This is a genomic window from Streptomyces sp. NBC_00249 (assembly GCF_026342355.1).
Lineage (GTDB): Bacteria > Actinomycetota > Actinomycetes > Streptomycetales > Streptomycetaceae > Streptomyces.
This window is the reverse complement of sequence record NZ_JAPEMV010000002.1, coordinates 917,001-939,410: the sequence shown is the minus strand read 5'-3', so window position 1 is coordinate 939,410 and position 22,410 is coordinate 917,001. Positions and strand designations below refer to the sequence as shown.

General features: G+C 72.1%; 24 protein-coding genes. 13 read left to right on the top strand and 11 right to left on the bottom strand.

The features are described from left to right. The first annotated feature begins 216 nt into the window (after positions 1 to 216). The 6 genes from OOK31_RS13125 (at position 217) to OOK31_RS13100 (ending at position 6,548) form a co-directional block, all read left to right on the top strand. The gene (locus OOK31_RS13125; RefSeq protein ID WP_267012873.1) at positions 217 to 1,857 is read left to right on the top strand and encodes an ABC transporter ATP-binding protein; all 1,641 of its coding nucleotides are present in this window, start codon (positions 217 to 219) and stop codon (positions 1,855 to 1,857) included. Further along, positions 1,854 to 2,969 (top strand): ABC transporter permease, encoded by a 1,116-nt coding sequence (locus OOK31_RS13120; protein ID WP_267012625.1) that lies wholly within the window; start codon positions 1,854 to 1,856, stop codon positions 2,967 to 2,969. Before OOK31_RS13125 ends, OOK31_RS13120 begins: the two co-directional genes overlap by 4 nt. Beyond that, on the top strand, positions 2,966 to 4,231 hold the full coding sequence (locus OOK31_RS13115) for an ABC transporter permease (RefSeq protein ID WP_267012624.1): 1,266 nt from the start codon (positions 2,966 to 2,968) through the stop codon (positions 4,229 to 4,231). Before OOK31_RS13120 ends, OOK31_RS13115 begins: the two co-directional genes overlap by 4 nt. Further along, positions 4,228 to 4,632 (top strand): cytidine deaminase, encoded by a 405-nt coding sequence (locus tag OOK31_RS13110; RefSeq protein ID WP_267012623.1) that lies wholly within the window; start codon positions 4,228 to 4,230, stop codon positions 4,630 to 4,632. Before OOK31_RS13115 ends, OOK31_RS13110 begins: the two co-directional genes overlap by 4 nt. A 119-nt stretch (positions 4,633 to 4,751) precedes the next feature. Then, positions 4,752 to 6,029, top strand: a complete 1,278-nt coding sequence (locus OOK31_RS13105; RefSeq protein ID WP_267012622.1) for a thymidine phosphorylase — start codon at positions 4,752 to 4,754, stop codon at positions 6,027 to 6,029. Between the two features lie 186 nt (positions 6,030 to 6,215). Continuing rightward, on the top strand, positions 6,216 to 6,548 hold the full coding sequence (locus tag OOK31_RS13100) for an STAS domain-containing protein (protein WP_267012621.1): 333 nt from the start codon (positions 6,216 to 6,218) through the stop codon (positions 6,546 to 6,548). Here the strand turns inward: OOK31_RS13100 and OOK31_RS13095 are convergent. From OOK31_RS13095 to OOK31_RS13085, 3 genes are all read right to left on the bottom strand, one after another. Beyond that, entirely contained in the window at positions 6,444 to 7,451 is a 1,008-nt protein-coding gene (locus tag OOK31_RS13095; protein ID WP_267012620.1) for a sigma-70 family RNA polymerase sigma factor, read from the bottom strand. The genes OOK31_RS13100 and OOK31_RS13095 overlap by 105 nt on opposite strands. Before the next feature lie 97 nt (positions 7,452 to 7,548). Continuing rightward, a complete protein-coding gene (locus OOK31_RS13090) occupies positions 7,549 to 8,217 on the bottom strand; it encodes a L,D-transpeptidase (protein WP_267012872.1) in 669 nt (222 codons plus the stop codon). A gap of 250 nt (positions 8,218 to 8,467) precedes the next feature. Then, the gene (locus OOK31_RS13085) at positions 8,468 to 9,763 is read right to left on the bottom strand and encodes an MFS transporter (protein WP_267012619.1); all 1,296 of its coding nucleotides are present in this window, start codon (positions 9,761 to 9,763) and stop codon (positions 8,468 to 8,470) included. 93 nt (positions 9,764 to 9,856) lie between these two features. On the opposite strand from OOK31_RS13085, the gene OOK31_RS13080 reads away from it, so the two are divergent. Next, positions 9,857 to 10,801, top strand: a complete 945-nt coding sequence (locus tag OOK31_RS13080) for a LysR family transcriptional regulator (RefSeq protein ID WP_267012618.1) — start codon at positions 9,857 to 9,859, stop codon at positions 10,799 to 10,801. A 7-nt stretch (positions 10,802 to 10,808) separates the two neighbouring features. On the opposite strand, the gene OOK31_RS13075 is transcribed toward OOK31_RS13080, so the two are convergent. Further along, on the bottom strand, positions 10,809 to 11,438 hold the full coding sequence (locus OOK31_RS13075; RefSeq protein WP_267012617.1) for a hypothetical protein: 630 nt from the start codon (positions 11,436 to 11,438) through the stop codon (positions 10,809 to 10,811). 322 nt (positions 11,439 to 11,760) lie between these two features. After that, positions 11,761 to 13,092: a tetratricopeptide repeat protein gene (locus OOK31_RS13070; RefSeq protein ID WP_267012616.1), complete on the bottom strand. Its 1,332-nt coding sequence runs from the start codon at positions 13,090 to 13,092 to the stop codon at positions 11,761 to 11,763. Between the two features lie 423 nt (positions 13,093 to 13,515). On the opposite strand from OOK31_RS13070, the gene OOK31_RS13065 reads away from it, so the two are divergent. Continuing rightward, a complete protein-coding gene (locus tag OOK31_RS13065; protein WP_267012615.1) occupies positions 13,516 to 13,659 on the top strand; it encodes a hypothetical protein in 144 nt (47 codons plus the stop codon). Between the two features lie 3 nt (positions 13,660 to 13,662). On the opposite strand, the gene OOK31_RS13060 is transcribed toward OOK31_RS13065, so the two are convergent. Next, complete coding sequence (locus OOK31_RS13060) at positions 13,663 to 14,805, bottom strand: helix-turn-helix transcriptional regulator (protein ID WP_267012614.1); 1,143 nt, start codon at positions 14,803 to 14,805, stop codon at positions 13,663 to 13,665. A 138-nt stretch (positions 14,806 to 14,943) separates the two neighbouring features. Here OOK31_RS13060 and OOK31_RS13055 point away from each other — a divergent pair, with 138 nt between their 5' ends. Further along, positions 14,944 to 16,215 (top strand): acetyl-CoA carboxylase biotin carboxylase subunit family protein, encoded by a 1,272-nt coding sequence (locus OOK31_RS13055; protein WP_267012613.1) that lies wholly within the window; start codon positions 14,944 to 14,946, stop codon positions 16,213 to 16,215. A 34-nt stretch (positions 16,216 to 16,249) separates the two neighbouring features. Here OOK31_RS13055 and OOK31_RS13050 read toward each other — a convergent pair whose 3' ends face one another. After that, a complete protein-coding gene (locus OOK31_RS13050) occupies positions 16,250 to 17,530 on the bottom strand; it encodes a transposase (RefSeq protein ID WP_267012612.1) in 1,281 nt (426 codons plus the stop codon). 26 nt (positions 17,531 to 17,556) lie between these two features. Here OOK31_RS13050 and OOK31_RS13045 point away from each other — a divergent pair, with 26 nt between their 5' ends. After that, entirely contained in the window at positions 17,557 to 17,718 is a 162-nt protein-coding gene (locus OOK31_RS13045) for a hypothetical protein (RefSeq protein WP_267012889.1), read from the top strand. 15 nt (positions 17,719 to 17,733) lie between these two features. On the opposite strand, the gene OOK31_RS13040 is transcribed toward OOK31_RS13045, so the two are convergent. After that, a complete protein-coding gene (locus OOK31_RS13040; protein ID WP_267012611.1) occupies positions 17,734 to 18,099 on the bottom strand; it encodes a cupin domain-containing protein in 366 nt (121 codons plus the stop codon). A gap of 102 nt (positions 18,100 to 18,201) precedes the next feature. Then, positions 18,202 to 18,939 (bottom strand): alpha/beta hydrolase, encoded by a 738-nt coding sequence (locus OOK31_RS13035; protein WP_267012610.1) that lies wholly within the window; start codon positions 18,937 to 18,939, stop codon positions 18,202 to 18,204. A 113-nt stretch (positions 18,940 to 19,052) separates the two neighbouring features. Between OOK31_RS13035 and OOK31_RS13030 the strand changes: the two genes are divergently transcribed. The 3 genes from OOK31_RS13030 (at position 19,053) to OOK31_RS13020 (ending at position 21,498) form a co-directional block, all read left to right on the top strand. After that, positions 19,053 to 20,201 carry an adenosine deaminase gene (locus OOK31_RS13030; protein WP_267012609.1) on the top strand — a complete coding sequence of 383 codons (1,149 nt, stop codon included), beginning with the start codon at positions 19,053 to 19,055 and terminating at the stop codon, positions 20,199 to 20,201. A 139-nt stretch (positions 20,202 to 20,340) separates the two neighbouring features. Further along, a complete protein-coding gene (locus OOK31_RS13025; RefSeq protein ID WP_267012608.1) occupies positions 20,341 to 20,613 on the top strand; it encodes a hypothetical protein in 273 nt (90 codons plus the stop codon). 132 nt (positions 20,614 to 20,745) lie between these two features. Further along, positions 20,746 to 21,498, top strand: coding sequence for a hypothetical protein (locus OOK31_RS13020; RefSeq protein ID WP_267012607.1), 753 nt, complete (start codon positions 20,746 to 20,748; stop codon positions 21,496 to 21,498). Positions 21,499 to 21,552: 54 nt separating this feature from the next. Here the strand turns inward: OOK31_RS13020 and OOK31_RS13015 are convergent, their stop codons facing one another. Together OOK31_RS13015 and OOK31_RS13010 are read right to left on the bottom strand one after the other, a co-directional pair. Continuing rightward, positions 21,553 to 21,768 carry a PspC domain-containing protein gene (locus OOK31_RS13015; RefSeq protein WP_267012606.1) on the bottom strand — a complete coding sequence of 72 codons (216 nt, stop codon included), beginning with the start codon at positions 21,766 to 21,768 and terminating at the stop codon, positions 21,553 to 21,555. Positions 21,769 to 21,821: 53 nt separating this feature from the next. Continuing rightward, positions 21,822 to 22,388 carry a VanZ family protein gene (locus tag OOK31_RS13010; protein ID WP_267012605.1) on the bottom strand — a complete coding sequence of 189 codons (567 nt, stop codon included), beginning with the start codon at positions 22,386 to 22,388 and terminating at the stop codon, positions 21,822 to 21,824. Positions 22,389 to 22,410: the final 22 nt, after the last annotated feature.

The window sequence follows — 22,410 nt, the reverse complement described above, 5'->3', positions numbered from 1 at the left end:
CCGCCCCCTTCACTCCTCCAGTCCGTGTTCACTTGTGGTCAGTTGGCCGCAAGTTTTCACTTTCGACAGTGCTACGCGCGTAGAGGCATCGTGGACGCGATACCTTCTCTCCCCGCCCTGTCCCCCCTGCCGAGCCGGTCCTTCTGGCTTTTCCAGCTCCTTCCGCGCCAAGGAGAGTGCGTCATCAACGCGTCCAGCCCGCCCCCCGCCGTAGAACTGCACGGCATCACCAAGCGCTTCCCCGGCGTCGTCGCCAACAAGGACATCGCGATCACCGTCCGCAAGGGCACGGTCCATGCCTTGATCGGCGAGAACGGCGCCGGCAAGTCGACCCTGATGAAGATCCTCTACGGCATGCAGAAGCCGGACGAGGGCACCATCGCCATCGACGGGGAGCAGGTCTCCTTCACCAGCCCCGGCGACGCCATCGCCCGCGGCATCGGCATGGTGCACCAGCACTTCATGCTCGCCGACAACCTCACCGTCCTGGAGAACGTCGTCCTCGGCGGCGAGAAGCTCCACGGCATCGGGGCCAAGGCCCGCAAGAAGATCATGGAGATCTCGGACGCGTACGGCCTCGGGATCCGCCCCGACGCCCTCGTCGAGGACCTCGGTGTCGCCGACCGCCAGCGCGTGGAGATCCTCAAGGTCCTCTACCGCGGCGCGAAGACCCTCATCCTCGACGAGCCGACCGCCGTGCTCGTGCCGCAGGAGGTGGACGCCCTCTTCGACAACCTGCGCGAGCTCAAGGCCGAAGGCCTCACCGTCATCTTCATCTCGCACAAGCTGGGCGAGGTCCTGAAGGTCGCGGACGACATCACCGTCATCCGGCGCGGCACCACGGTCGGCACCGCCGACCCGAAGAAGGCGACCACCAAGCAGCTCGCCGAGCTGATGGTCGGCGCGGAGCTTCCCTCCCCGGAGACCCGCGAGTCCACGGTCACCACCGTCCCGATGCTCCAGGTCGAGCGGCTGACCGTCGTCGAGAGCGGCATCGTCGCCACCGCCCCGGAGACCCTGACTCCCGAGCCCCTGGCCCCCTCCGACGCGGACCTGCACGAGCACGTCGCGGCGGGCCGCCGGCTGCTCGACGACATCAGCCTCACCATCCACAAGGGCGAGGTCCTCGGCATCGCCGGCGTCGAGGGCAACGGCCAGACCGAGCTCATCGAGGCCCTCATGGGCATGCTGACCCCCGACTCGGGCGTCATCACCCTCGACGGCAAGGACATCACCAAGGCCCCGGTGCGCCAGCGCCGCGTCGGCGGCATCGGGTACATCCCCGAGGACCGCCACCGCCACGGCCTGCTGCTGGAATCCCCGCTGTGGGAGAACCGCATCCTCGGCCACGTCACCGAGGCGCCCAACTCCAAGCGCGGCATCCTCGACCTGAAGGCCGCCCGCAAGGACACCGAGCGGATCGTGCGCGAGTACGACGTCCGCACGCCCGGCATCGAGGTCACCGCGGCCTCCCTCTCCGGCGGCAACCAGCAGAAGCTGATCGTCGGCCGCGAGATGAGCCACAACCCGAAGTTCCTCATCGCCGCCCACCCCACCCGCGGTGTGGACGTCGGTGCGCAGGCGCAGATCTGGGACGCGATCCGCGACGCCCGCCGCGAAGGTCTGGCCGTCCTGCTGATCTCCGCGGACCTGGACGAGCTGATCGGCCTGTCCGACACCCTGCGCGTGATCTACCGCGGCCGCCTGGTCGCGGACGCCGACCCCGCGACCGTCACCCCCGAGGAACTCGGCACCGCCATGACGGGCGCCGCCTCCGGGCACCTGGAAGCAACCGACAACCACTCCGCCGCCGGTACCGACACGGGTACCGCAGCACCGGAGGACGAGGCCCGATGAAGAAATTCGACAAGGACCGGCTGCTCCTCGCCTTCGCCGGCCCCGTGCTCGCGCTGGTCAGCGCCTTCGTACTGACCATGGTCGTGCTCGCCGCGACCGGCGTGGACCCGATCGAGCCGCTGCGCCTGATGGTGGAGAACGCCGGCTACGAGGACGTCCAGGTCCTGATCCTGAACCAGGCCGGTACGTACTACCTGGCGGCCCTGGCCGTGGCCATCGGCTTCCGGATGAACCTCTTCAACATCGGCGTCGACGGCCAGTACCGCCTCGCCGCGATGATCTCCGCCGTGGTCGGCACCGCCGTGACCCTGCCGGGGCCGCTGCACATCCTGCTGATCGTGCTCGTCGCGATGCTCACCGGTGCCTTCTGGGCCGGTATCGCGGGCGTCCTGAAGGCCAAGCGCGGGGTCAGCGAGGTCGTCTCCACGATCATGCTGAACGCCATCGCGACCAGCCTGATCGCCTGGCTGATCCTGCCGAAGAACCTCGGCGTCCAGCCCCCCGGCTCCAACGACCTGACCACCGGCGACATCGCCGAGTCGGGCTGGTTCCCGGCCCTGTCCGTCGGTGACGGCCTGGAGATCTACGGCTTCACCTTCGTGGCCTTCGCCCTCGGCGTCGTCTACTGGTTCGTGCTCAACCGCACCCGCTTCGGCTTCGACCTGCGCGCCACCGGCGCCAGCGAGTCCGCCGCCCAGGCCTCCGGTGTGGACGCCAAGAAGATGATCATCACCTCGATGCTCATCTCGGGCGCCGTCGCCGGTCTGTCGGGCATGCCGCAGCTGCTGGGCGAGACCCACACGTACAACCTGTCCTTCCCGGTGGGTGTCGGCTTCACCGGCATCACCATCGCGCTGCTCGGCCGCAACAGCCCGGTCGGCATCCTCTTCGCCGCGTTCCTGATGGCCTTCATCGACAAGGCCTCGGCCTCCCTCGACACCGCCGGGTACGCGAAGGAGATCGGCACGATCATGAAGGGCCTGATCGTCATCGCGGTCGTCATCTCCTACGAGCTCGTCCGCCGTTACGGGATCCGCCGCCAGCAGCAGAAGGTCGGCGAGGAACTGGCCGCGGGCCACGCCATCAAGACCGACAAGGAGGTCGCGGCGTGAGCACCAGCACCGCTTCCGCGACGAGCGCCGCCCCCCAGAAGCCGGGCGGCCGCAAGAAGCTCACCCTGCCCATGATCCTGCTGATCGTCGCCGGCGGCCTCGCGCTCGTCTCGCTGGTCCGCCTGATCAGTGGCGCCGAGGACCTGACCTCCGTCGGCCAGGTCTCCGGCGCCCTCTCCCTCGCGGTGCCGATCGGCCTCGCCGGCCTCGGCGGCCTGTGGGCCGAACGCGCGGGCGTCGTCAACATCGGCCTCGAAGGCATGATGATCCTCGGCACCTGGTTCGGTGCCTGGGCCGGCTACCAGTGGGGCCCCTGGACCGGTGTGCTCGTCGGCATCGCCGGCGGCGCCGTCGGCGGCCTGCTGCACGCGATCATCACGGTCACCTTCAACGTCAACCACATCGTCTCCGGTGTGGCCATCAACATCCTGGCCCTGGGCTTCACCCAGTACCTGTCGAACTTCACCTTCGCGGACGCCCCCGGCGGCTCCTCCAAGCAGTCGCCGCGCGTCGAGGAGATCTACAAGATCACCGTGCCGGGGCTGTCCGACTGGATGACCACCCTCCAGGGCAAGCACTGGTTCTTCGTCTCCGACCTCGCCGGCGTCATCGGCGGCCTGGTCACCGAGCTGTCCCTGCTGACCGTCCTCGCGCTGCTGCTGATCCCCGGCACCTGGTGGGTCCTGTGGCGCACCGCCTTCGGTCTGCGCCTGCGCTCCTGCGGCGAGAACCCGACGGCCGCCGAGTCCCTCGGCGTCAACGTCTACAAGTACAAGTACATCGCCGTGATCGTCTCCGGCGCCCTCGCGGGCCTCGGCGGCGTGTTCCTCTCCGAGGTCGCCAGCCCGATCTACCAGGAGGGCCAGACCGGCGGCCGCGGTTACATCGGTCTCGCCGCGATGATCTTCGGCAACTGGATGCCGGGCGGCATGGCGCTCGGCGCGGGCCTCTTCGGCTTCACCGACAGCCTCAAGCTGCGCGGCGGCGCCGAGAACGTCCACGCGATGCTGCTGCTGGTCGCCATCCTGCTGGTGCTCGCCGCGGCCTGGCAGGTGTACAAGAAGAAGTACGTCCCGGCCGCCATTTCCGGCGTCTGCGCCGTGGGCCTCTTCGTCTGGTACGCCCTGACGGACCAGGTTCCGAGCCAGTTCGTGGACGCGGCCCCGTACCTCACCACCCTGCTCGTGCTCGCGCTCTCCGCGCAGCGCCTGCGCATGCCGAAGGCGGACGGCCTGCCGTACCGCAAGGGCCAGGGCAAGTGACCCCGGACCCCACGGCAGCCGTGGACTGGGAAGCCCTGCGGGTGGCGGCGCGAGAAGCGATGTCCCACGCCTACGCGCCCTACTCGGGCTTCCCGGTCGGCGTCGCCGCGCTGGTGGACGACGGCCGGGTCGTGACCGGCTGCAACGTCGAGAACGCCAGCTACGGGCTCGGCCTGTGCGCCGAGTGCGGCCTGGTCTCCTCCCTCCAGGCCACCGGCGGCGGCCGTCTCACCCACTTCACGTGCGTGGACGGCAAGGGCGAGAGCCTCGTCCCGTGCGGGCGCTGCCGCCAGCTGCTCTACGAGTTCGGCGGCCCGGACCTGCTGGTGGACACACCGGCCGGGATCCTGCCGCTGAGCGCGATGCTGCCGCAGGCCTTCGGGCCCGACCACCTGAGATAGCCGCGGTGACGGCCCTCCGCCCCTGCCGGGCGGAGGGCCGTCGTCTTCCCCGCCGTCTCCCCCCGAACCTGAACCTGAACTCCTCCCTCATCTCTATGCGCGTAGAAGGAAGTCACCTCATGGACGTCATCTCCGTCATCCGGACCAAGCGGGACCGCGGTGAGCTGAGCCCCGAGCAGATCGACTGGGTCATCGACGCGTACACCCGCGGGGTCGTCGCGGACGAGCAGATGTCGGCGCTCGCCATGGCCATCCTCCTCAACGGCATGAACCGCGCCGAGATCGCCCGCTGGACCGCCGCGATGATCGCCTCCGGCGAGCGGATGAACTTCGACTCCCTCTCCCGCCCCACCGCCGACAAGCACTCCACCGGCGGCGTCGGCGACAAGATCACCCTCCCGCTGGCCCCGCTCGTCGCCGCCTGCGGCGCGGCCGTGCCGCAGCTGTCGGGCCGCGGCCTCGGCCACACCGGCGGCACCCTGGACAAGCTGGAGTCCATCCCCGGCTGGCGCGCCCTGCTGTCCAACGAGGAGATGCTCAGCGTCCTCGACAGCACCGGCGCCGTCATCTGCGCGGCGGGCGACGGCCTGGCCCCCGCCGACAAGAAGCTCTACGCGCTGCGCGACGTCACCGGCACCGTCGAGGCCATCCCGCTGATCGCCTCCTCGATCATGTCGAAGAAGATCGCCGAGGGCACGGGCTCGCTCGTCCTCGACGTCAAGGTCGGCACCGGCGCCTTCATGAAGAACATCGAGGACGCCCGCGAACTGGCCTCCACGATGGTGGCCCTGGGCACCGACAGCGGCGTCAAGACGATCGCCCTGCTCACCGACATGTCCACCCCGCTCGGCCTCACCGCCGGCAACGCCCTGGAGATCCGCGAGTCCGTCGAGGTCCTGGCCGGCGGCGGCCCCTCCGACGTGGTCGAGCTGACCCTCGCCCTGGCCCGCGAGATGCTGGACGCGGCCGGCATCAAGGACGCCGACCCGGCGAAGGCCCTCGCCGACGGCTCCGCCATGGACGTGTGGCGCCGGATGATCGCGGCCCAGGGCGGCGACCCGGACGCGACCCTGCCCGTCGCCCGCGAGCAGCACGTGGTCACCGCCTCCGCCTCGGGCGTCCTGACCCGCCTCGACGCGTACGCGGTCGGCGTCGGCGCCTGGCGCCTGGGCGCGGGCCGCGCCCGCAAGGAGGACCCGGTCCAGGCGGGCGCGGGCATCGAGCTGCACGCCAAGCCGGGCGACACCGTCACGGCCGGGCAGCCGCTGATGACCCTGCACACGGACACCCCGGAGAAGTTCGCGTACGCCCTCGCCTCCCTGGACGGCTGCTACGACGTGGCCCCCGCGGGCACCGCCTTCACCGCCACCCCGATCGTCCTGGACCGCATCGCCTGACCGCCGACCACCCCCGGCCCCACCCCCGGCCCCGCCGGCGTTTGAGGCGCGGGGGGCTGGGGGCGGGCCCCCGGGAGCGGGGCCGGGCGGCGCCCGGGGAACGGTGGAAGGGCGGGTAGGGGACCAGCCCCACAGGGCCCCCGCCCCCGGCCGATGAGTTCCGGGGCCGGGGACGGTCATCCTCCCGTGGAGATCAGAACCCTGGCCCTGGAAGGGCCCCCGGCCGACATCCCCGCGCTCTGCGCACGCGTCAGCGAGGCATGCCGCGACGGCCCCGCCCACGTCGTCTGCGACGTGCGGGCCGTCACCGAGCCCGGCCTCGCCACCGTCGACGCGCTCGCGCGCATGGCGCTCACCGCCCGCCGGCACGGCACCCCCTTCAGGGTGACCGGCGCCGACGGGCGGCTGCTGGCCCTACTGCGCCTCGTGGGCCTCGTCGAGCTGCTCGGGGAGACCGAAGAGCGGGAACCACCGGTCGGTGTCGAGGAAGGCGTTGAGGCCGACGATCTTCCCGTCTGAGATCTCCAGCACCTGGAGCGCCCACGGGACGTGCCCCGGCGCACCGTCCTCGCGCGGCCGGTACTGGCCGAAGGCCGGCATGCCGTTCGCCGTGGTCGCCACCAGGCGGGAGCCCTTGCATCCGATGCCCTGGTTCAGGTGCCACGCGGCGATGTCCGCGTGGCCCTGGAGCCACAGGTCGAACGGCGGCATCGACAGCACCGCGTCCTCATGGAGCAGGGTGGTGAGCCGCGTGATGTCGTACGCCTCGAAGGCGGACAGGTACTGCTCCAGCAGCTTCGCCTGGTCCGCGTCCAGGGGGTCCGCCGGGTCGCTGTCGCGCACGCGCTGCCCGGCGAGGGTGGCGCGGGCCCGCTGGAGGGCGCTGTTCACCGAAGCCACCGTGGTGTCCAGCAGCGTCGCGACCTCGTCCGCCTTCCAGGCCAGCACCTCCCGCAGGATCAGCACGGCCCGCTGCTTCGCCGGCAGGTGCTGGAGCGCCGCGACGAAGGCCAGCCGGACGGACTCCTTGGCCAGCGCCATCTCCGCCGGGTCGGCGGTCTGCGGCAGCACCCGGCCGTCCGGCACGGGCTCCAGCCAGGTCACCTCGGGCCGCTCGTTCAGCACGGCGGAGGCCTGGTGCTGCGGGGCGCCGAGGTCCATGGGGCGGGCCCGCCGGTTCCCGGCGTTCAGCAGGTCCAGGCACACGTTGGTGGCGATCCGGTACAGCCACGACCGCAGCGAGGAGCGGCCCTCGAACTTCTCGAAGCTGCGCCAGGCCCGGACGTACGTGTCCTGCACGGCGTCCTCGGCGTCGAAGGCAGAGCCGAGCATCCGGTAGCAGTAGCCGGTCAGCTCGACGCGGTAGCGGACCAGCGCGGCGTCGAGGTCCGCCTCCGGCGGTGTCGTGGCGAGATCACTCATGGCTGCCGTCCCCCAGGTAGTTCCGTCACTTCGGAAACTACCCGAGGGCACTGACAACGGCAGCTGCAGAGAGCGGGAGCCGCGGAAACCGGGACCGTCAGGTCCCGGGCTTGCGCCCGTACACGTAGACGTCCTCGCCGTTGGTCAGCATGCTCCAGTACGCCTTCGCGTCGGTGGTCGTCATGTTCACGCAACCGCCCGAGCCCGGAGGGTTCCACATGCTCTTGGTGACGGAGTGGAAGGCGATGCCGCCGTCGAAGAACTGCGAATACGGCATCGGGACGTTGTAGATCGTCGACCAGTGGTTGATGCTGCGGTAGTAGATCTTCTTCAGGCCGGTCCGGGTCGGGGTCTCCGCCTTGCCGGTGCGCACCGGCACCGGGCCGTACTTCAGCGTCGCGCCGTCCTGGATCCAGCTGAGCTGCCGCGTCAGGTCGACGCAGGCGATGCGCCCCAGGTTGGTGGGGCACTTCTTGTCGGCGTTCGGATTCTTGCCGGCCGCCCGCTGCGCCAGCATCGTGCTCATCGTCTGCCAGGTCAGCGGGCCCGCGTACCCCATGGTCGGGGTGATGCCGTGGGTGGCCTGGAAGGACTGGATGGCCGTGCAGTCGGCCGCCGACTGCACCCCGTCCACCGGCCGGCCCAGGAACTGTTCCACCTGCCGCTGGTAGGGCCCCGTCGTCACGTTGCAGGACGCGGCCTGCGCCGCCCCGCCCCCCGCGACCACCATCGGCGCGGCCAGTGCGAGCGCCCCGCCGAACACCATCGCGGCCCGGCGCCTCGCGCGCCGGCGTATCTCCGCCATCGATCCCTCCCCGGCCCCGCCCGGCGCCCCCGGCCCGGTGCCGTCGGAGCGGCGGCGGGTCGCCAACGCGAGCGTAGGGTCTGCGGGCCCGTTCGTCAGGGGGTCCGGCAAGGGGTAACCGTTACGGGTTCGCATCGCCGCAAGCGCCGGATCCGGCCGAAAGACGGCGGAACCCGGCCGGATCCCTTCGGTGGCAGTACGTCCCGGCCGGTCAGCGTGCCGTCGCCGCCGGGGCGAGGAGCCGCCGCTCGGCGCGGGCCGCGTGGGAGCCGTAGAGGGTGATGGAGGCGACGCCCACCACCGCCAGCAGCGCGATCCCGACCGTGGCCGCCCACCCCGAGGCGTGGTAGGCCAGCGCGCCCAGGGTGCCGCCCGCGCTGGAACCCAGGTAGTACGCGGACTGGTACAGCGCGGAGGCCTGCGCCCGGCCCGACTTCGCGGTCCGGCTGACCGCCGCCGAGGCCACCGCGTGCCCGGCGAAGAACCCCGCCGTGATCAGCACCAGCCCCACCAGGATCGCCGCGAGGGAGTCCCCGAGGGACAGCAGCAGCCCCAGCGCGGTCGTCGTCACGGCCAGGTACAGCGCCCCGCGCCGCCCGGCCCGCGCCACCAGCTGCCCGGCCGCCGCCGAGGAGGCCGTACCCACCAGGTAGACCAGGAAGATCGAGCCGACGACGCCCTGGCCGAGGGAGAACTCGTCGACGAGGCGGTAGCCGATCACCGTGTACACCGCCCCGAAGACGGTCATGAACAGCGCGCCGATCCCGTACAACCGCAGCAGCAGCGGATCGCGCAGGTGCCCGGCGACGGTACGTCCCACCGCGCGCGGGTTCAGCGAGGCAGGCCGGAAGAACCGCGCCCGGGGCAGCAGCACCAGGAACGCCACCGCGCACACCAGCGCCATCACCCCGACGGCCGCCAGCCCCGCCCGCCAGCCCCAGGCCTGCGCGGCCCAGCCGGTGACGACGCGGCCGCTCATGCCGCCGATGGAGTTCCCCGCCACGAACAGGCCGATCGCCCCGACCAGCGCCTTGGGCCGGACCTCCTCCGCCAGGTACGCCATCGCGGAGGCCGGGATCCCGGCGATCGCCGCACCCTGCACCGCACGCAGCACGACCAGCCACTCCAGGCTCGGCGCGAAGGGGACGAGCAGCCCCACGCCGACGGCCAGCACCATCGAGCAGGTCATCATCCGGGTCCGCCCGAACCGCTCGGACAGCGCGCTGAGCGGCAGGACGAACAGCGCGAGCGCGCCGGTGGCCGCGGACACCGTCCAGCTGGCCTGACCCGCCGTCACGCCGAAACCGGCGGAGATCGCGGGCAGCAGCGCCTGGGTGGAGTAGAGGAGGGCGAAGGTCGCGAGACCGGCGGCGAAGAGCGCGAGGCTCATCCGGCGGTAGCCGGGGCGGCCGGGGGAGCGGGGCTCGGGTGAGCGGAGCTCGGGCTGAGGGAACGACGCGGTGGAGGCACCCGGGATGACGGGTGCCCCGGTATGAGCGGGAGGCATACGAAGACCGTAGACCCGCCCCTTTTCATGCGTCCAATGCACAGATTCGCGATAATCGATCCACTCACGCATCAGTGCAGCTCAGGGGGATGGATGTCGGCAAGCCGTTACGAAGAAGACATGGCCGTGACAAGTTTGCTGGCCCCCCGGCTCGCCTGGTTCGCGGCCGTCGCCCGGCACGAGCACGTCACCCGCGCCGCGCAGGAACTGGGCGTACCGCAGTCCACCCTCTCCCGGGCCATGGTCCGCCTCGAACAGGACCTGGGCGTCTCGCTGTTCGCCCGCAAGGGCCGCACCGTCGCCCTCACCACCGCCGGCCGCGCCTTCCTCGCCTCCACCGAACAGGCCCTCGACAAGATCGCCCGCGCCGCCGGCTCCGTACAGCAGGACGCCGACCCCGCCTTCGGGAAGGTCGCGTTCGGCTTCCTGCACACCCTGGGCCCCGAGACCGTCCCCGGCCTGATCCGCGCCTTCCGGGCCGACCACCCCGGCGTACGCTTCGCCCTCGTCCAGAACTACGGCGAAGCCATGCTGGAGAAGCTCCGGGCCGGGGAACTCGACCTGTGCCTCACCTCCCCGCTGCCCGTCGCCCCCGACCTGGTGGCCCGGCGCCTCGACGAACAGCGGCTGCGCCTGGTCGTCCCCGACGACCACCGCCTCGCCGTACGCAAACGCATCAGGCTCGCCGAGGCCGCCGAGGAAACCTTCGTCACCCTGGAGGCCGGCTACGGCCTGCGCCGCATCACCGACGACCTGTGCGCGGAAGCCGGCTTCACCCCCAAGGTCGCCTTCGAGGGCGAGGAGGCCGAGACCCTGCGCGGCCTCGTCGCGGCGGGCCTCGGCGTGGCCCTGCTGCCCCCGCCCGCCGTCCCCCGCCCCGGGGTCGTCGAGCTGACGGTCACCGCCCCGCGCGCGGTCCGCGAGATCGGCGTCGCCTGGCTGGACGGCCACCCGGACACCCCGCCGGTCGCCGAGTTCAAACGCTTCCTGCTGTCCCGCAGGGGCCGCCTCATCCCCGAACTGGAACCACTGCTCTGAGACCCCGTCAGCACGGCAGCCCGACCAGCCCCCACCCCCGCGCCCCGGCCCCCGTGACCACCTCGCCCCACTCCCGCAGCAGCCCGGCGGCGCCGTCGAAGGTGTCGAGCCAGGAGGGCCGGCGGTCGGCCTGGGCGGCGAAGGGCTCCCGGAGCTCCTCCAGCCGCGGCGCGGCCGCCTCCCAGGCCCGCACGAGCGCCGGCACCTCCTGCGGCGCGCGCAGCAGCAGCACCTTCGGGCACCACGGCTCCGGGTCGTCCGGGAAGCCGTCCGCGGGGCCCCCGTACGGGTCCGCCCGCTCGTCGTGGTCCGGGCCGTCCCACACCAGGCCGCCCAGGAAGACGTCGAGGGCCTCCCGCAGCTCCGGCGCGGCCGACGGCCTCATGTCCTCCCAGGCCCCGGCGAGCTGGAAGTGCCAGCTGTAGGAACCGGTGGTCCCGAAGAACCGGTACTCGGCGCACCACGCCGCCCCCCGCTGCCACACCCAGCCGCCCCGCACCGCGAGGTCGGCGTCCCAGCACGCGTCGCAGCAGAAGTCCGGGTACACGGCATCGGTCAGGACGCCCACGCGCCCGTCGGCCGGTATCCGGGCCAGGTGCTCCCAGTCGGCCATGACCACGGTGATGTCCAGTCCCATCGCCGCAGGCTAACAGCCTGCCCTCAGCCGGGATCCCGCTCCGGTGCCGCCTGCGCGGTGGAGAGCAAGTACCCGGCCTGGAAGCGGGACTTGGCGCCGATCGCACGCATGACGCCTTCTTCACGCGCCGCTCGCGCGGCTCGGCGCCGGGGCGCCTCCCCGGCTTCGCGCCGCTGCGCCGGCCTCCGGCCGTCGACCCGCCGGTCGGGGCCGGTTGTGCCGGCCGTGGTCCGGTGCCGCTGCGCGGGGGCTCTCCGTACCCGCCCTTCCACCCCAGGGACGGCGAGACGCGGTGGCCTGAAGGCTATGGCCCCAGCGGACGTCAGCCAGTACGAAACAACGTCCTGCCCCGCTCGTACGCCTCGCGGGCGTGCGCGTTGCCGAGATGGGGCCGGAGCGAGGAGAGCATGATCCGGACGCGGTCGTCGCACCGGCCGGACTGAACGAGGGGGTAGTCGTCCAGGACCCGGTTCCAGTCGACGCAGGCCTCCTCCAGGCGGCCCACCGCCAGCTTCCGCTCGGCGATCATCGCGTTGTACCGGACCCTGGTCCGCCGGTAGACGGGCTCGCGCAGCCGGTCCGCGAGCTCCATGGACTTGATGGAACCGGCGATGTCACCGAGCTCGTACCGCACCTGACCGATGTGGTAATTCAGTGCCGACGGGTCGTAGGAGCCGAACGCCTTCGCCTTCGACTCTGCCTTGTCCATGGCCGTCTCGGCCTCCTTCATCCGCAGCAGCGCGCCGGTCCGGTCCCCGGTCTGCGCGGCGGCGTGGGCCTGCTGGCCGGTGAGGAAGGCGAGCATCCGGGGACCGGCCTGAGGAGAGGCGGACGCGGCGGCATCGGCCAGGCGCACCGCGAGGGGGCCGTGCCCGAGGTCGACGGCCTGGACGCTCATTCCCCGCAGGGTGGTGCAGTAGGTCAGGTGGTCGCCCGCCGTGCCGGCCAGTTCGAGGGCCTTGGTGTAGTAGCGCTGTGCCAGCCCGTCCTCGCGCTCGTCCATGGCCATGTACCCCGTCAGGTAGAGGTGATCGGCCGCTGCAGAGCGCAAGGCGTTCTTCACTTCGTCCCCGGCAGTCGCTCTGAGCGCGGGCACGATCGTGTTCACCAGGAAGGCGGCTGCCATCGGCCTGGCCATCCGTCCGCCGAACTTGTCGTCGAGATCGCTTATGTACTCGGTCATGGAGATGACGGCGGCAACCTCGTGCTGACCGATCCGGGTGTGCGGTTCCTCCTGTACGCGCTCCAACCGGTCGCGTACGTCCGGCCAGCCGGGGATCACCGCCGCGGCCGAGAACAGCCCGGCGCCGAGGACGCTTCTGCGTGAGGGATCCATGTCAGCGCTCCCGAGATCGACCAGTTCTGCCACGGTATCCGGCGACTGGCCCGAGGGCTCGTGCGAATTCGTGAACCCTGCGGCGTACCCGGTGACGGGCCGGCCGAGCCTGCGGGACAGGGCTTCCAGGACCAGCGGGCGAACCTGCTTCCTCGGCAGGCTTCCCGCCACCCACTTCGGTACCGCCGACTCGTCGTAGCCGAAGGGGATGCCGCTCTCGGCACCCACGCGCGCGATGGCCCGGATGAATTGGCCCCGCGACCAGCCTGTCTCCTCGAAGAGCGCGGCCAAGGCGATGTTCGGAGTGCCTGCCGTCATGGTGATCCCCCCGACTTTCACGGCTTTCACGGTCCGCTGCCGCCACCACCGTACTCACGGTCTGTGCACGGCGGTTGACTGAATATCACGGCCTTCGGCGAGGCCGACAGTGTTCGGCCCCAATCCTCAACGGCAGGAGCAGGAGTGAACTCCCCACCCCGCCCCACGTCCCACCAGAACCTGCCCGACTGGCTCTACGAGGGTGCCCGGGTGTTCGACCCCGGGCAGAATCGCGAAGCCGTCGTGCAGTTCATCGGTCCGTACGAGGACCCGTACAGCAGGCGTGTCATGCCGTGCGCGGTGTTCTTGCGGCCCGAAGGAGGGGGGGCGGGAGTGGATCGTCGCCCCCGACGTCCCCCGCCGGGCCGGTGACCGGTGAAGACGCCGCTCCCACCGCACTCGCACGCAGTCGAGAGGAGCACGATGCCTCGCCCGCCCCGGCTCGCCGTCGTTCCGCGCCCTGCATACCTGCTGCACGACGGCTCCACCGAACGCCAGGAGCGGCCCTCGGCGGCAGCGTTCTGGCTCGGCCGGTGGCCGCGCGGCATCCTGCCCTCCCTGATCTGACGCTCAGGAAGGTCCGTCGGCCCCGGGGTCCTCGTCCGGCCGCCGGGGCGTGGCCGCGGTGGAGAGCAAGTACCCGGCCTGGAAGCGGGACTTGGCGCCGATCGCGCGCATGATCTCCGCGATGTGCCGCTGGCAGGTGCGTTCCGACATGCCCAGGCGGCGGGCGATCACCTTGTCCTCCAGGCCCTCCGACATCAGCCGGACGATGGTCTGCCGCAGCTCGTCCGAGAGCGACCGGGCCGCCTCCGGGCTGACCGTCGTCGGGAAGGGCCGGGCGCCCAGCCAGGACCGCTCGAAGGCCGCCGTCATGAAGTGCACGACACTCGGTTCCCGCACCACGAGCGCCGCCCCGGTCCGGTCCGGCACCGCCATCACGCCCGTGTGCTGGTCGAAGATCAGCATCCGCATCAGCCCGTCGCCCAGCGTCCGTACCTGCGCGCCGAGCGCCGTCACCCGCTCGACGTACGCCGCCGTGGGCCGCGAGTAGCGCGCCGTGTGCTGGTAGATCGTCCGCATCCGGACCCCGCGCGTCAGCAGCGACTCGTCCCGCCCGACCGCCTCCTCCAGGGTCTCCTGCGGGCGGCCGCCGCCCGGCTGCGAGGTCAGCAGCTCCCGCTCGCAGCCCGCCGCCAGCTCCGTGATCAGCCCGCGCACCGCCCCCAGGTCGGTGACCAGCTCCAGCCGTCCCGTCCCGCCCGGGTCCCGGTGCGCGGCCCCCGCCTCGTACGCGGGCACCAGCGCCTCCAGCCGCCCCCGCAGCCGGTCCATCTCGTCGTGCGTCTCCCGTACGAGCAGCGCCAGCGGGGCCAGCGCCCGCGCCGCCGCCGCCCGGGGTGCCACCGCGCTCCACCGCTCCGGACCGCTGCCGGGGGCCCGCTGGAGCAGGTGCGCGGCGGCCAGCTCGGTGACGGCCGCGCCCGCGCGGGCACCCAGGGCCCCGGTGGCCTCGGCCACGGTGAAGGCGTGCCGCTCGACCGCGTACGCGTAGAGGCGCCGCGCGGCGGGGCTCAGATCGGCCCCGTGCGCGGTCGCGGCCCCGTCGGACCAGATGGCCGCGTCGGACCAAGCGGCCGCGTCGGACCAGGTGGCTGCGTCCGCCCGACCGGCCCCGTCGGCCGCTCCGGCTCCCTCGGCATCGGCTGGCATATGCCTATTCGTCCCTGCCTGTGCGCGTTTATAAACCCCTCGTGTTCCCGCAAGGCGACAACTCGACGCGTCGCCGACCTCATTCCCCCTATACCGAACAGGCACAGTGGAGGCACGGCGTGACGGGGGGAGCGCGGGATGCGGCAAGGGACGACCGGCCGGCGGCACCAGCCCGTCGCCGTCCTGCTGAGCCCGCGCCCCGCCGAGGTCGCTGCCGCCCGCCGCGCGGGCGCGCGCACCGTGGTGGTCGCGCCGGATCCGTCGCTGCCGTCCGACCGAAAGGGGGCGGTACGGCCGGTACGGACGGACTGGCGCGACCACCCCCGCCTGACCGCGGCACTCGCCCGGCTGGAGGACGTCCACGACGGCCGCGCCGCCGTCTTCGGCTTCGCCCCCGCCACCGCCCTCGCGGCCGCCCGCGCCAACGAGGCCCTCGGACTGCCCGGAACCCCCGCCGCCGCCGTCACCGCCCTGATGGACAAGGCCTCCTTACGGGCCCGGGCCAACGCCCTGCACCCCGCCCGGCCCGTCTCCTTCGCCCGCTGCGGCCGCGCCTCGCTGCTCCCCTTCATCGCCCGCCTCATCGGCTACCCGTGCGTGGCCAAACCCCGCTCCGGCCGCTACGGGGAGGCCGTCCGGCTGATCGCCGACGAGGCCGGCGCGCTGGCTGCCGCCCGCGCCTACCCCGAGGTCACCGACCTCCTCGTCGAGGAGTACCTCGAAGGCCCCGAACTCACCGTCGAAGCCCTCTCCCGGCAGGGCCGCCACCGCGTCCTCGGCTGGACCCGCCGGCTCCCCGGCCCGGACCTCACCACCAGCGGCCACCAGGCCCCCGTCGCCCTGGACCCCGCCGCCGCGGAGGCCGTACGCCGCCTCGTACGCGGCGTCCTCGACCTCGCGGGCCACCACGACGGCCCCTCCCACACCGAGGTCGTCCTCACCCCGCACGGCCCCCGCCTGGTCGAGGCCCACGCCCGCCCCGGCGGCGAGGAACTCACCGAGCTGCTGGCCCTGGCCCACGGCACCGACGTGCTCGCCCTGGCCCTCGCCTCCGGGTTGGGCCTGCCCGACCCGCCCCGCAGACCCCGCACCGCCCACGCCGGACTGCGGTACGTGGACTTCCCGCCCGGCCTGCGCCTGACCGAGGCGGCCGCACCCCGGCTCGCGGCGGCCCGCGCCGTACCGGGCGTGGTGCGCGCCCGCCTGGAGGTCCCGCCGGACGCCACGGTGCGCCGCGCCCCCACCGGAGGCCTGCACCACGCGTACGTCCTTGCCGCCGCCCCGACCGCCGCCGCCCTCACCCGCGCCCTCGACCGGGCCGCGGGCCTGCTGGGCCGACCGGGCCCGCTCATCCCCGATTCACGCGGGATTCACGTGATTCCCCGATTCTGGCGCGATGGGCCTGATTGAAGTGCTCTCCCTGCCGCAGCCGGGAGATTCCCGCTTACCTTGCGGTAGCGGGCTTGACGCGCTTGCCACGCCTTACGACTGCCCTCCCGGCAGCCGGGATGAGCGCGAGGCCCCTCCGGTACAGGTCCAGGACGTTCCGAGCCGCGTTGTGGTCGGAGTTGCCCGACCACCCGCAGTCCGGGTTCTTGCACACGAACACGGCCTGTGACTCCCGGCTCCCGGGCGTGACAACGCCACATGCGGAACAGCGCCGGGAAGTGTCGGGGGCCGGGACCCTGTGCAAGGTGCCGCCGTGCCAGGCGGTCTTGTACCTCAGCATGGTGACCGTCCGGCCCCACGCCTCTCCGCTGATGGCGCGGTTCAGCCCGGCCTTCTGCGCGACGTTCTTCCCCGGTTCGTCGATGGTCCCCTTGGCGGACTTGACCATGTTCGCGATCGCGAGTGCTTCGACGACGACTGTGCCGTAGGTTCGGGCGATGGCGGTGGTCGTCTGATGCTGCCAGTCGAGTGCCCTGCGCTTGGCTTTCGCGCGGAGCCCTCTGATCTGGTCGTAGGTGTGGTGCAGCCGGCGACTGGCGCGCTCGCCAGGCTTGCGGTGCGCCTTGCGCCGCGCGGCGCGCCGCTCCAGATGCAGGAGCTTGGACTTCTCCCTGTCGGTCAGCCACTCGCCGTGCTCGTATGCCTCACCGTCCGAGAGAGCGATGGGCACGGTGATGCCGAAATCGATGCCGACTTCCGCTCCTCGGTGGGGCTTGGGCTCAGTCTCCAGGGTCTGGACGCGGAAGGCGACGTGCCAGCCGAGGGCGTCCTTGACCAGCCGCGCCCCGGTGATGCGGTTCTCAGCACTGGCGCGCTTGCCCACAGGTAGGCACTTGGTCCACCGGAAGCGGACCCGGCCCACCTTGGGAATGTTGGCCATACCCCAGCGGCGGTGCACGCGGGTGATGTGCAGGTCCCGGCCCTGCGGGACGTCCACGGACATTACCGTGCGGATGCGGCCCTTGAAGTTCGGGGCGTTGGCTCGACCCTCCCAGCAGTTTTTCCACGCCTGGAAGTACGCCTTCAACACCGATTGCGCGGCTTGTGCGGGGAGGACGGCCAGAAAGTCGATGTCCTTGCGGGCCTGCCGTATGGCGGCGTCCGCATTCGCAAGAGTCCGCTTTTCCCTGGGCATCATCCGCCACCAGGCATGCAGCAGGTTCCACATGGTGCGGGCCGCGTGCGCCTGGCCATCCATCCTCGACACCTCGGCACGCGAGAGCGAAAGACGGGCGCGATGCCCGAACTGCCGCTTGACCAAGGTGCCTTGGCTCACAGTTGAGAACCTATCACCGGCGTGGGGTGCACCGACTGCCACCGTGGCCCCGGCCGCGTCAGGGGACCACCACCACCGCCGCCCGCTCCGCCTACGTACGCGCCGAGGTCCGCCACCCGGCGGCGGCCCCGCCGCTGCCCGGTGCTCCGGCCGCGCTCACCAACCCGATCCGCCTGACGGCGGCCTGACCGGCCGCCGGTTGCTCACGCGGGCTTCGCGTAGTCCCCGAAGCCCGTCCAGTCCAGCGCCACGCACTGCTCGTCGCCGATCACCCACGCGTCGTGCCCGGGCGCGACCTCCATGAAGTCTCCGGGGCCGTACTCGTCGCTCTGCCCGTCGTCCATCACGATCTTCATGCGGCCGCTCACCACGTACCCGGTGTGCGCGGACTTGCAGCTGTCCGTGCCCACCAGCGGCTTGATGTGCTCCGACCAGCGCCAGCCCGGTTCGAACACGGCGCGGCCGACGGGCCCGCCGCTGGTCTGGAGCAGGTCCAGCCTGCCCTTGCCGTCGTGGAACGGCCGCGTCTCGTCGGCGCTGTCGAAGCTCTTGCGCACGAGTCCGGCCATGGTGCATCGCCTCCCGTGGAGAACGGCCCCGAGTCCACTCCTCACTCTACGCGCGCACCCCCCGCCCGGCCGGGCACGGACCGCCCCCGGCCGGTGCCCGGATCAGCCCCGCAGCGAACGCCCGAACCCCGAGGCCAGCGGCATCCGCAGGCCCAGCGGTGGGGGCGCCGCCAGCGCGTCCGTCACGGGCCGCGAGTACCGCCCCGAGAACACCGCACCGAGGACGAAGTCCACCGCCAGCGCCACCACTTCCGCCTGGTGCTCGCGCAGCCCGTGACCGTCCGAGTGCACCTCGAACCGGCAGGTAGAACGATTCGCCTTCTTCGCCCGCGCCGCCAGCCGGAAGGAGGACTCCGGGTCGCTGCGGGCGTCGTTGGTGCCGTGCACGATCAGCACCTGCCGCCCGGCGAGCTGTTTCACCGGATCAGGGGAGCCGTCGGAGGGGGCCTCCGCTAAGCAAGGGGCCAGCGCCAGCACCGAGTTGACGGCATCGTGCCCGGCCGCGCGCAACGCCGCCCCGCCGCCGGCGCCGTACCCGGCCAGGCACACCGGCACGTCCCCGTACCGCCGCACCGCCTCGTCCGCGGCCCAGGCCGCGGCCTCCTCCCGGGACCCCTCCCCGTGCAGGACCGTGTGCGTGACCAGCCCCTGCGCCCCGCCCGCCCGGCCGAGCGCCCGCGCGAGCGGACGCACCGGACCGGGGGAGAATCTGGAGGCTCCCGGGAGCAGGAGCACCACCCCGTTGACCGTGCTGACCGTACCGACCGTCGAGACCGAGCCGTTCGCGCCGGCTGCCCGCCCCAGGCGGGCCCCGCGCGCCGGCGGCGCATGCTGTGCCATGGCGGAACAGTCTCAGACTGACAGGTGTACGCCACCCGTCCGTACGGTCTCTGTTACATATCGACCCCTGACGCCAGCCGGTGCTCTACGCGCGTAGGAGCTAGAGTGCCCAGATGACGAGCGAGACCCCCAACCTGCCCACCCCGGATCAGATCCGCCGCTCCCCGAAGGTGCTCCTCCACGACCACCTCGACGGTGGGCTGCGCCCCGGGACGATCATCGAGCTGGCCCGCGACGCCGGCTACGAGAACCTTCCCGAGACCGATGCCGACAAGCTGGGCATCTGGTTCCGCGAAGCCGCCGACTCCGGCTCCCTCCCGCGCTACCTGGAGACGTTCGCGCACACCTGCGCCGTCATGCAGACGAAGGAGGCCCTGTACCGGGTCGCCGCCGAGTGCGCCGAGGACCTCGCCGAGGACGGCGTCGTGTACGCGGAGATCCGCTACGCGCCCGAGCAGCACCTCGAAGCCGGCCTGACCCTCGAAGAGGTCGTCGAGGCGGTCAACGACGGCTTCCGCGAGGGCGAGCGCCGCGCCAGGGCCAACGGCCGCCGCATCCGCGTCGGCGCCCTGCTGACGGCGATGCGCCACGCGGCCCGCGCGCTGGAGATCGCCGAACTGGCCAACCGCTACCGCGACAACGGCGTCGTCGGCTTCGACATCGCCGGCGCCGAGGCCGGGTTCCCTCCCACCCGCCACCTCGACGCCTTCGAGTACCTCAAGCGCGAGAACAACCACTTCACGATCCACGCGGGCGAGGCCTTCGGCCTGCCGTCGATCTGGCAGGCCCTGCAGTGGTGCGGCGCGGACCGCCTCGGCCACGGCGTGAAGATCATCGATGACATCGAGGTCGCCGAGGACGGCTCGGTCACGCTGGGCCGCCTGGCCTCGTACGTCCGGGACAAGCGCATCCCCCTGGAGATGTGCCCGACCTCGAACCTGCAGACGGCCGCGGCCGCCTCGTACGCCGAACACCCGATCGGCCTGCTGCGCAAGCTGCACTTCCGCCTGACGGTCAACACCGACAACCGCCTGATGAGCGGCACCAGCATGAGCCGCGAGTTCGAGCACCTGGTGGACACCTTCGGCTACTCGCTCGACGACATGCAGTGGTTCACCGTCAATGCGATGAAGTCCGCGTTCATTCCTTTCGATGAACGACTGGCCATGATCAACGACGTGATCAAGCCCGGCTACGCGGAGCTGAAGTCCGAGTGGCTGTTCCGGCAGACCGCTTCGACCAGCGGATCCGTCTCGGCCTAGGCCACGGCATGACGGACTGAAAGCGCCCGGGGGGAGCAATTCCCGGGCGCTTTCTCGTATTTGATGATGTTTGCGGGCCGGGGTTTGAAGTGACTAGTTTGCGGAGCCGCTCAATTCCCCGTCGCAAGGACGATCTTTCATGAAGAAGTCTGCCAAGACTCTCGGTGTCGCCGCCCTCGGTGCCGCCTTCGCCGTCGCCGCCGCCGGTGCCGCCTCCGCCGCCCCCGCCCTCCCGGCCGTGGGCCTGACCGACCTGGCCGGCTCCGTGACGAGCGCGGTCCAGGGCGCCACCAGCCAGCAGCACGTGAGCGGCGAGGAGGGCCAGCCGGCCAGCGACCCCGCGGCCCCCGTCACCGGCCTCCTCGGCGGCCTGGCCCCGGCCACCGGCGCCCTGAACGGCCTCGGCGGCTGACGCTGCCGGATGCGTACGCGCGCACGGCAGCCGCACACACCTTCGACCAGGTGTGTGCTCTGCCGTGCCGTGTGCCACGATCACCACCAACTGCCCGCCGACGCACGGGGTATGAGGTATCCGGTCATGCGCATGAAGGCACGAGCGACGACAGTCGCGCTGATCCCCGCCCTGCTCCTCGCCGTGGCGGGCTGCTCCGGCGCGGACACTCCCGCGACCGGCAAGGCCCCGGGCCCCCAGGGGTCCGCCGCGGCCTCCTCCGGAGCCCCGGGCGCGCCAGGCGCCCCGGCGGGCTCCGCCACACCGGGACCCGCGCCCACCGGGCTCCAGCGCGCCGCCCTCGAACAGGGCGACCTCCCCGGCTACCAGGTCTCCGCGCAGGGCAAGAACCCGAACGCCCCCGACGGCCAGCCGCAGGCCGACAAGAAGACCTGCCAGCCGCTCGCCGACATCATGGGCGACAAGCCCGACCCGGCCGCGCGCGAGACCGTCAACCGGGGCATCGGCTCCCAGAAGCAGGTCGGCCTCGCGGTCTCCGCCTCCGTCAGCTCCTACGCCGAGAGCGACGCCAAGCGGCTCCTCTCCCGGCTGCGCGAGGCGGTCGCGGCCTGCGGCCCGGGCTTCACCGCCACCGTCGAGAAGCAGACCGGCAGCTACCGGGACGTGAAGGCGGTCCCGTACAAGACCGCCGGTGACGAGAGCGTCAGCTGGACCACGACCGTGGCCGCCGAGGGCGTCTCCGCCCAGGTCCACGTGGTCGTCGTGCGCGAGGGCGACACCGTCGCACGGCTGATGGCCCTCAACGTGGCGGGCGCCGGCCAGAAGGCACAGGTCCCGCAGGAAGTGACCGACAAGCAGCTGGAGAAGGTCCGGAAGACCGGCTGACCTTCTCCGGAGACCGGCTGGCCTCCTCCGGAGGCCGGCCGGGACCGCCGGTGGCTACCAGGCGGTCCGCGCCGCGCCGGCCGCGCCGGTCTTCTCGTTGGGGAGCAGCAGCCACAGCGCCAGGTAGATCAGGAACTGCGGGCCGGGCAGCAGGCACGAGGCGACGAAGATGATCCGCATCGTCCTGGCCTTGATCCCGAAGCGCCGCGCGAGTCCGGCGCAGACGCCACCGATCATCCGTCCGTCGCGGGGGCGGGTAATCGCGCTCATGGTCCGTCTCCTTCGTATGGGATCGCCCCCGGGGAATTGCCCGGTGCGATGCCTCAATACTCGCGCGGTACCGCCGACAGGACCTCGGTCCACGGGCCGATGCCGACCCTGGTAATTCTCGGGGTGGACCCCTGAGTGCGCCGCAGCCTGGCCCTCAGGGCCGGTACGACGGCCACGTGCGCGACCATCACCCCGGCCGTGTTCAGCAGCAGCGAGTCCACGTCGACCACCTGCCCCGGGACGGCCGTCTGCAGCATCTCGATGCTGAGCGAGAGCAGGACGGCCGCGGCCGCCGTCCGGGCCAGCGAGGCCCACGCCGTCAGCGGGCTCGGCGCGAGCCGCCCGCCAGCCAGCGGGAGCAGCACCCCGAGCGGGGCCAGCAGCGCCAGACCCTCGCCGATCCGCCGGGCCGCCTCCAGCGGCCCGTAGGCGAGGTCCGCCCGGATCCCCTCCAGGAAGGTCATGTTCGAGGCGGCCGCCCAGGGAACGTCCAGGGGCCGCAGGGTGAGCCACCCGACGAGGACCAGATGAGCGGCCAGCAGGGCCCCGCCCAGGATCCGGAGCCGGAGGGGGAGCTGTGTGGCGGTGGCGGCGCTGCCGCTGCCCTCATGACGGTGCACACCAGCGAGGACGCACCCCCCG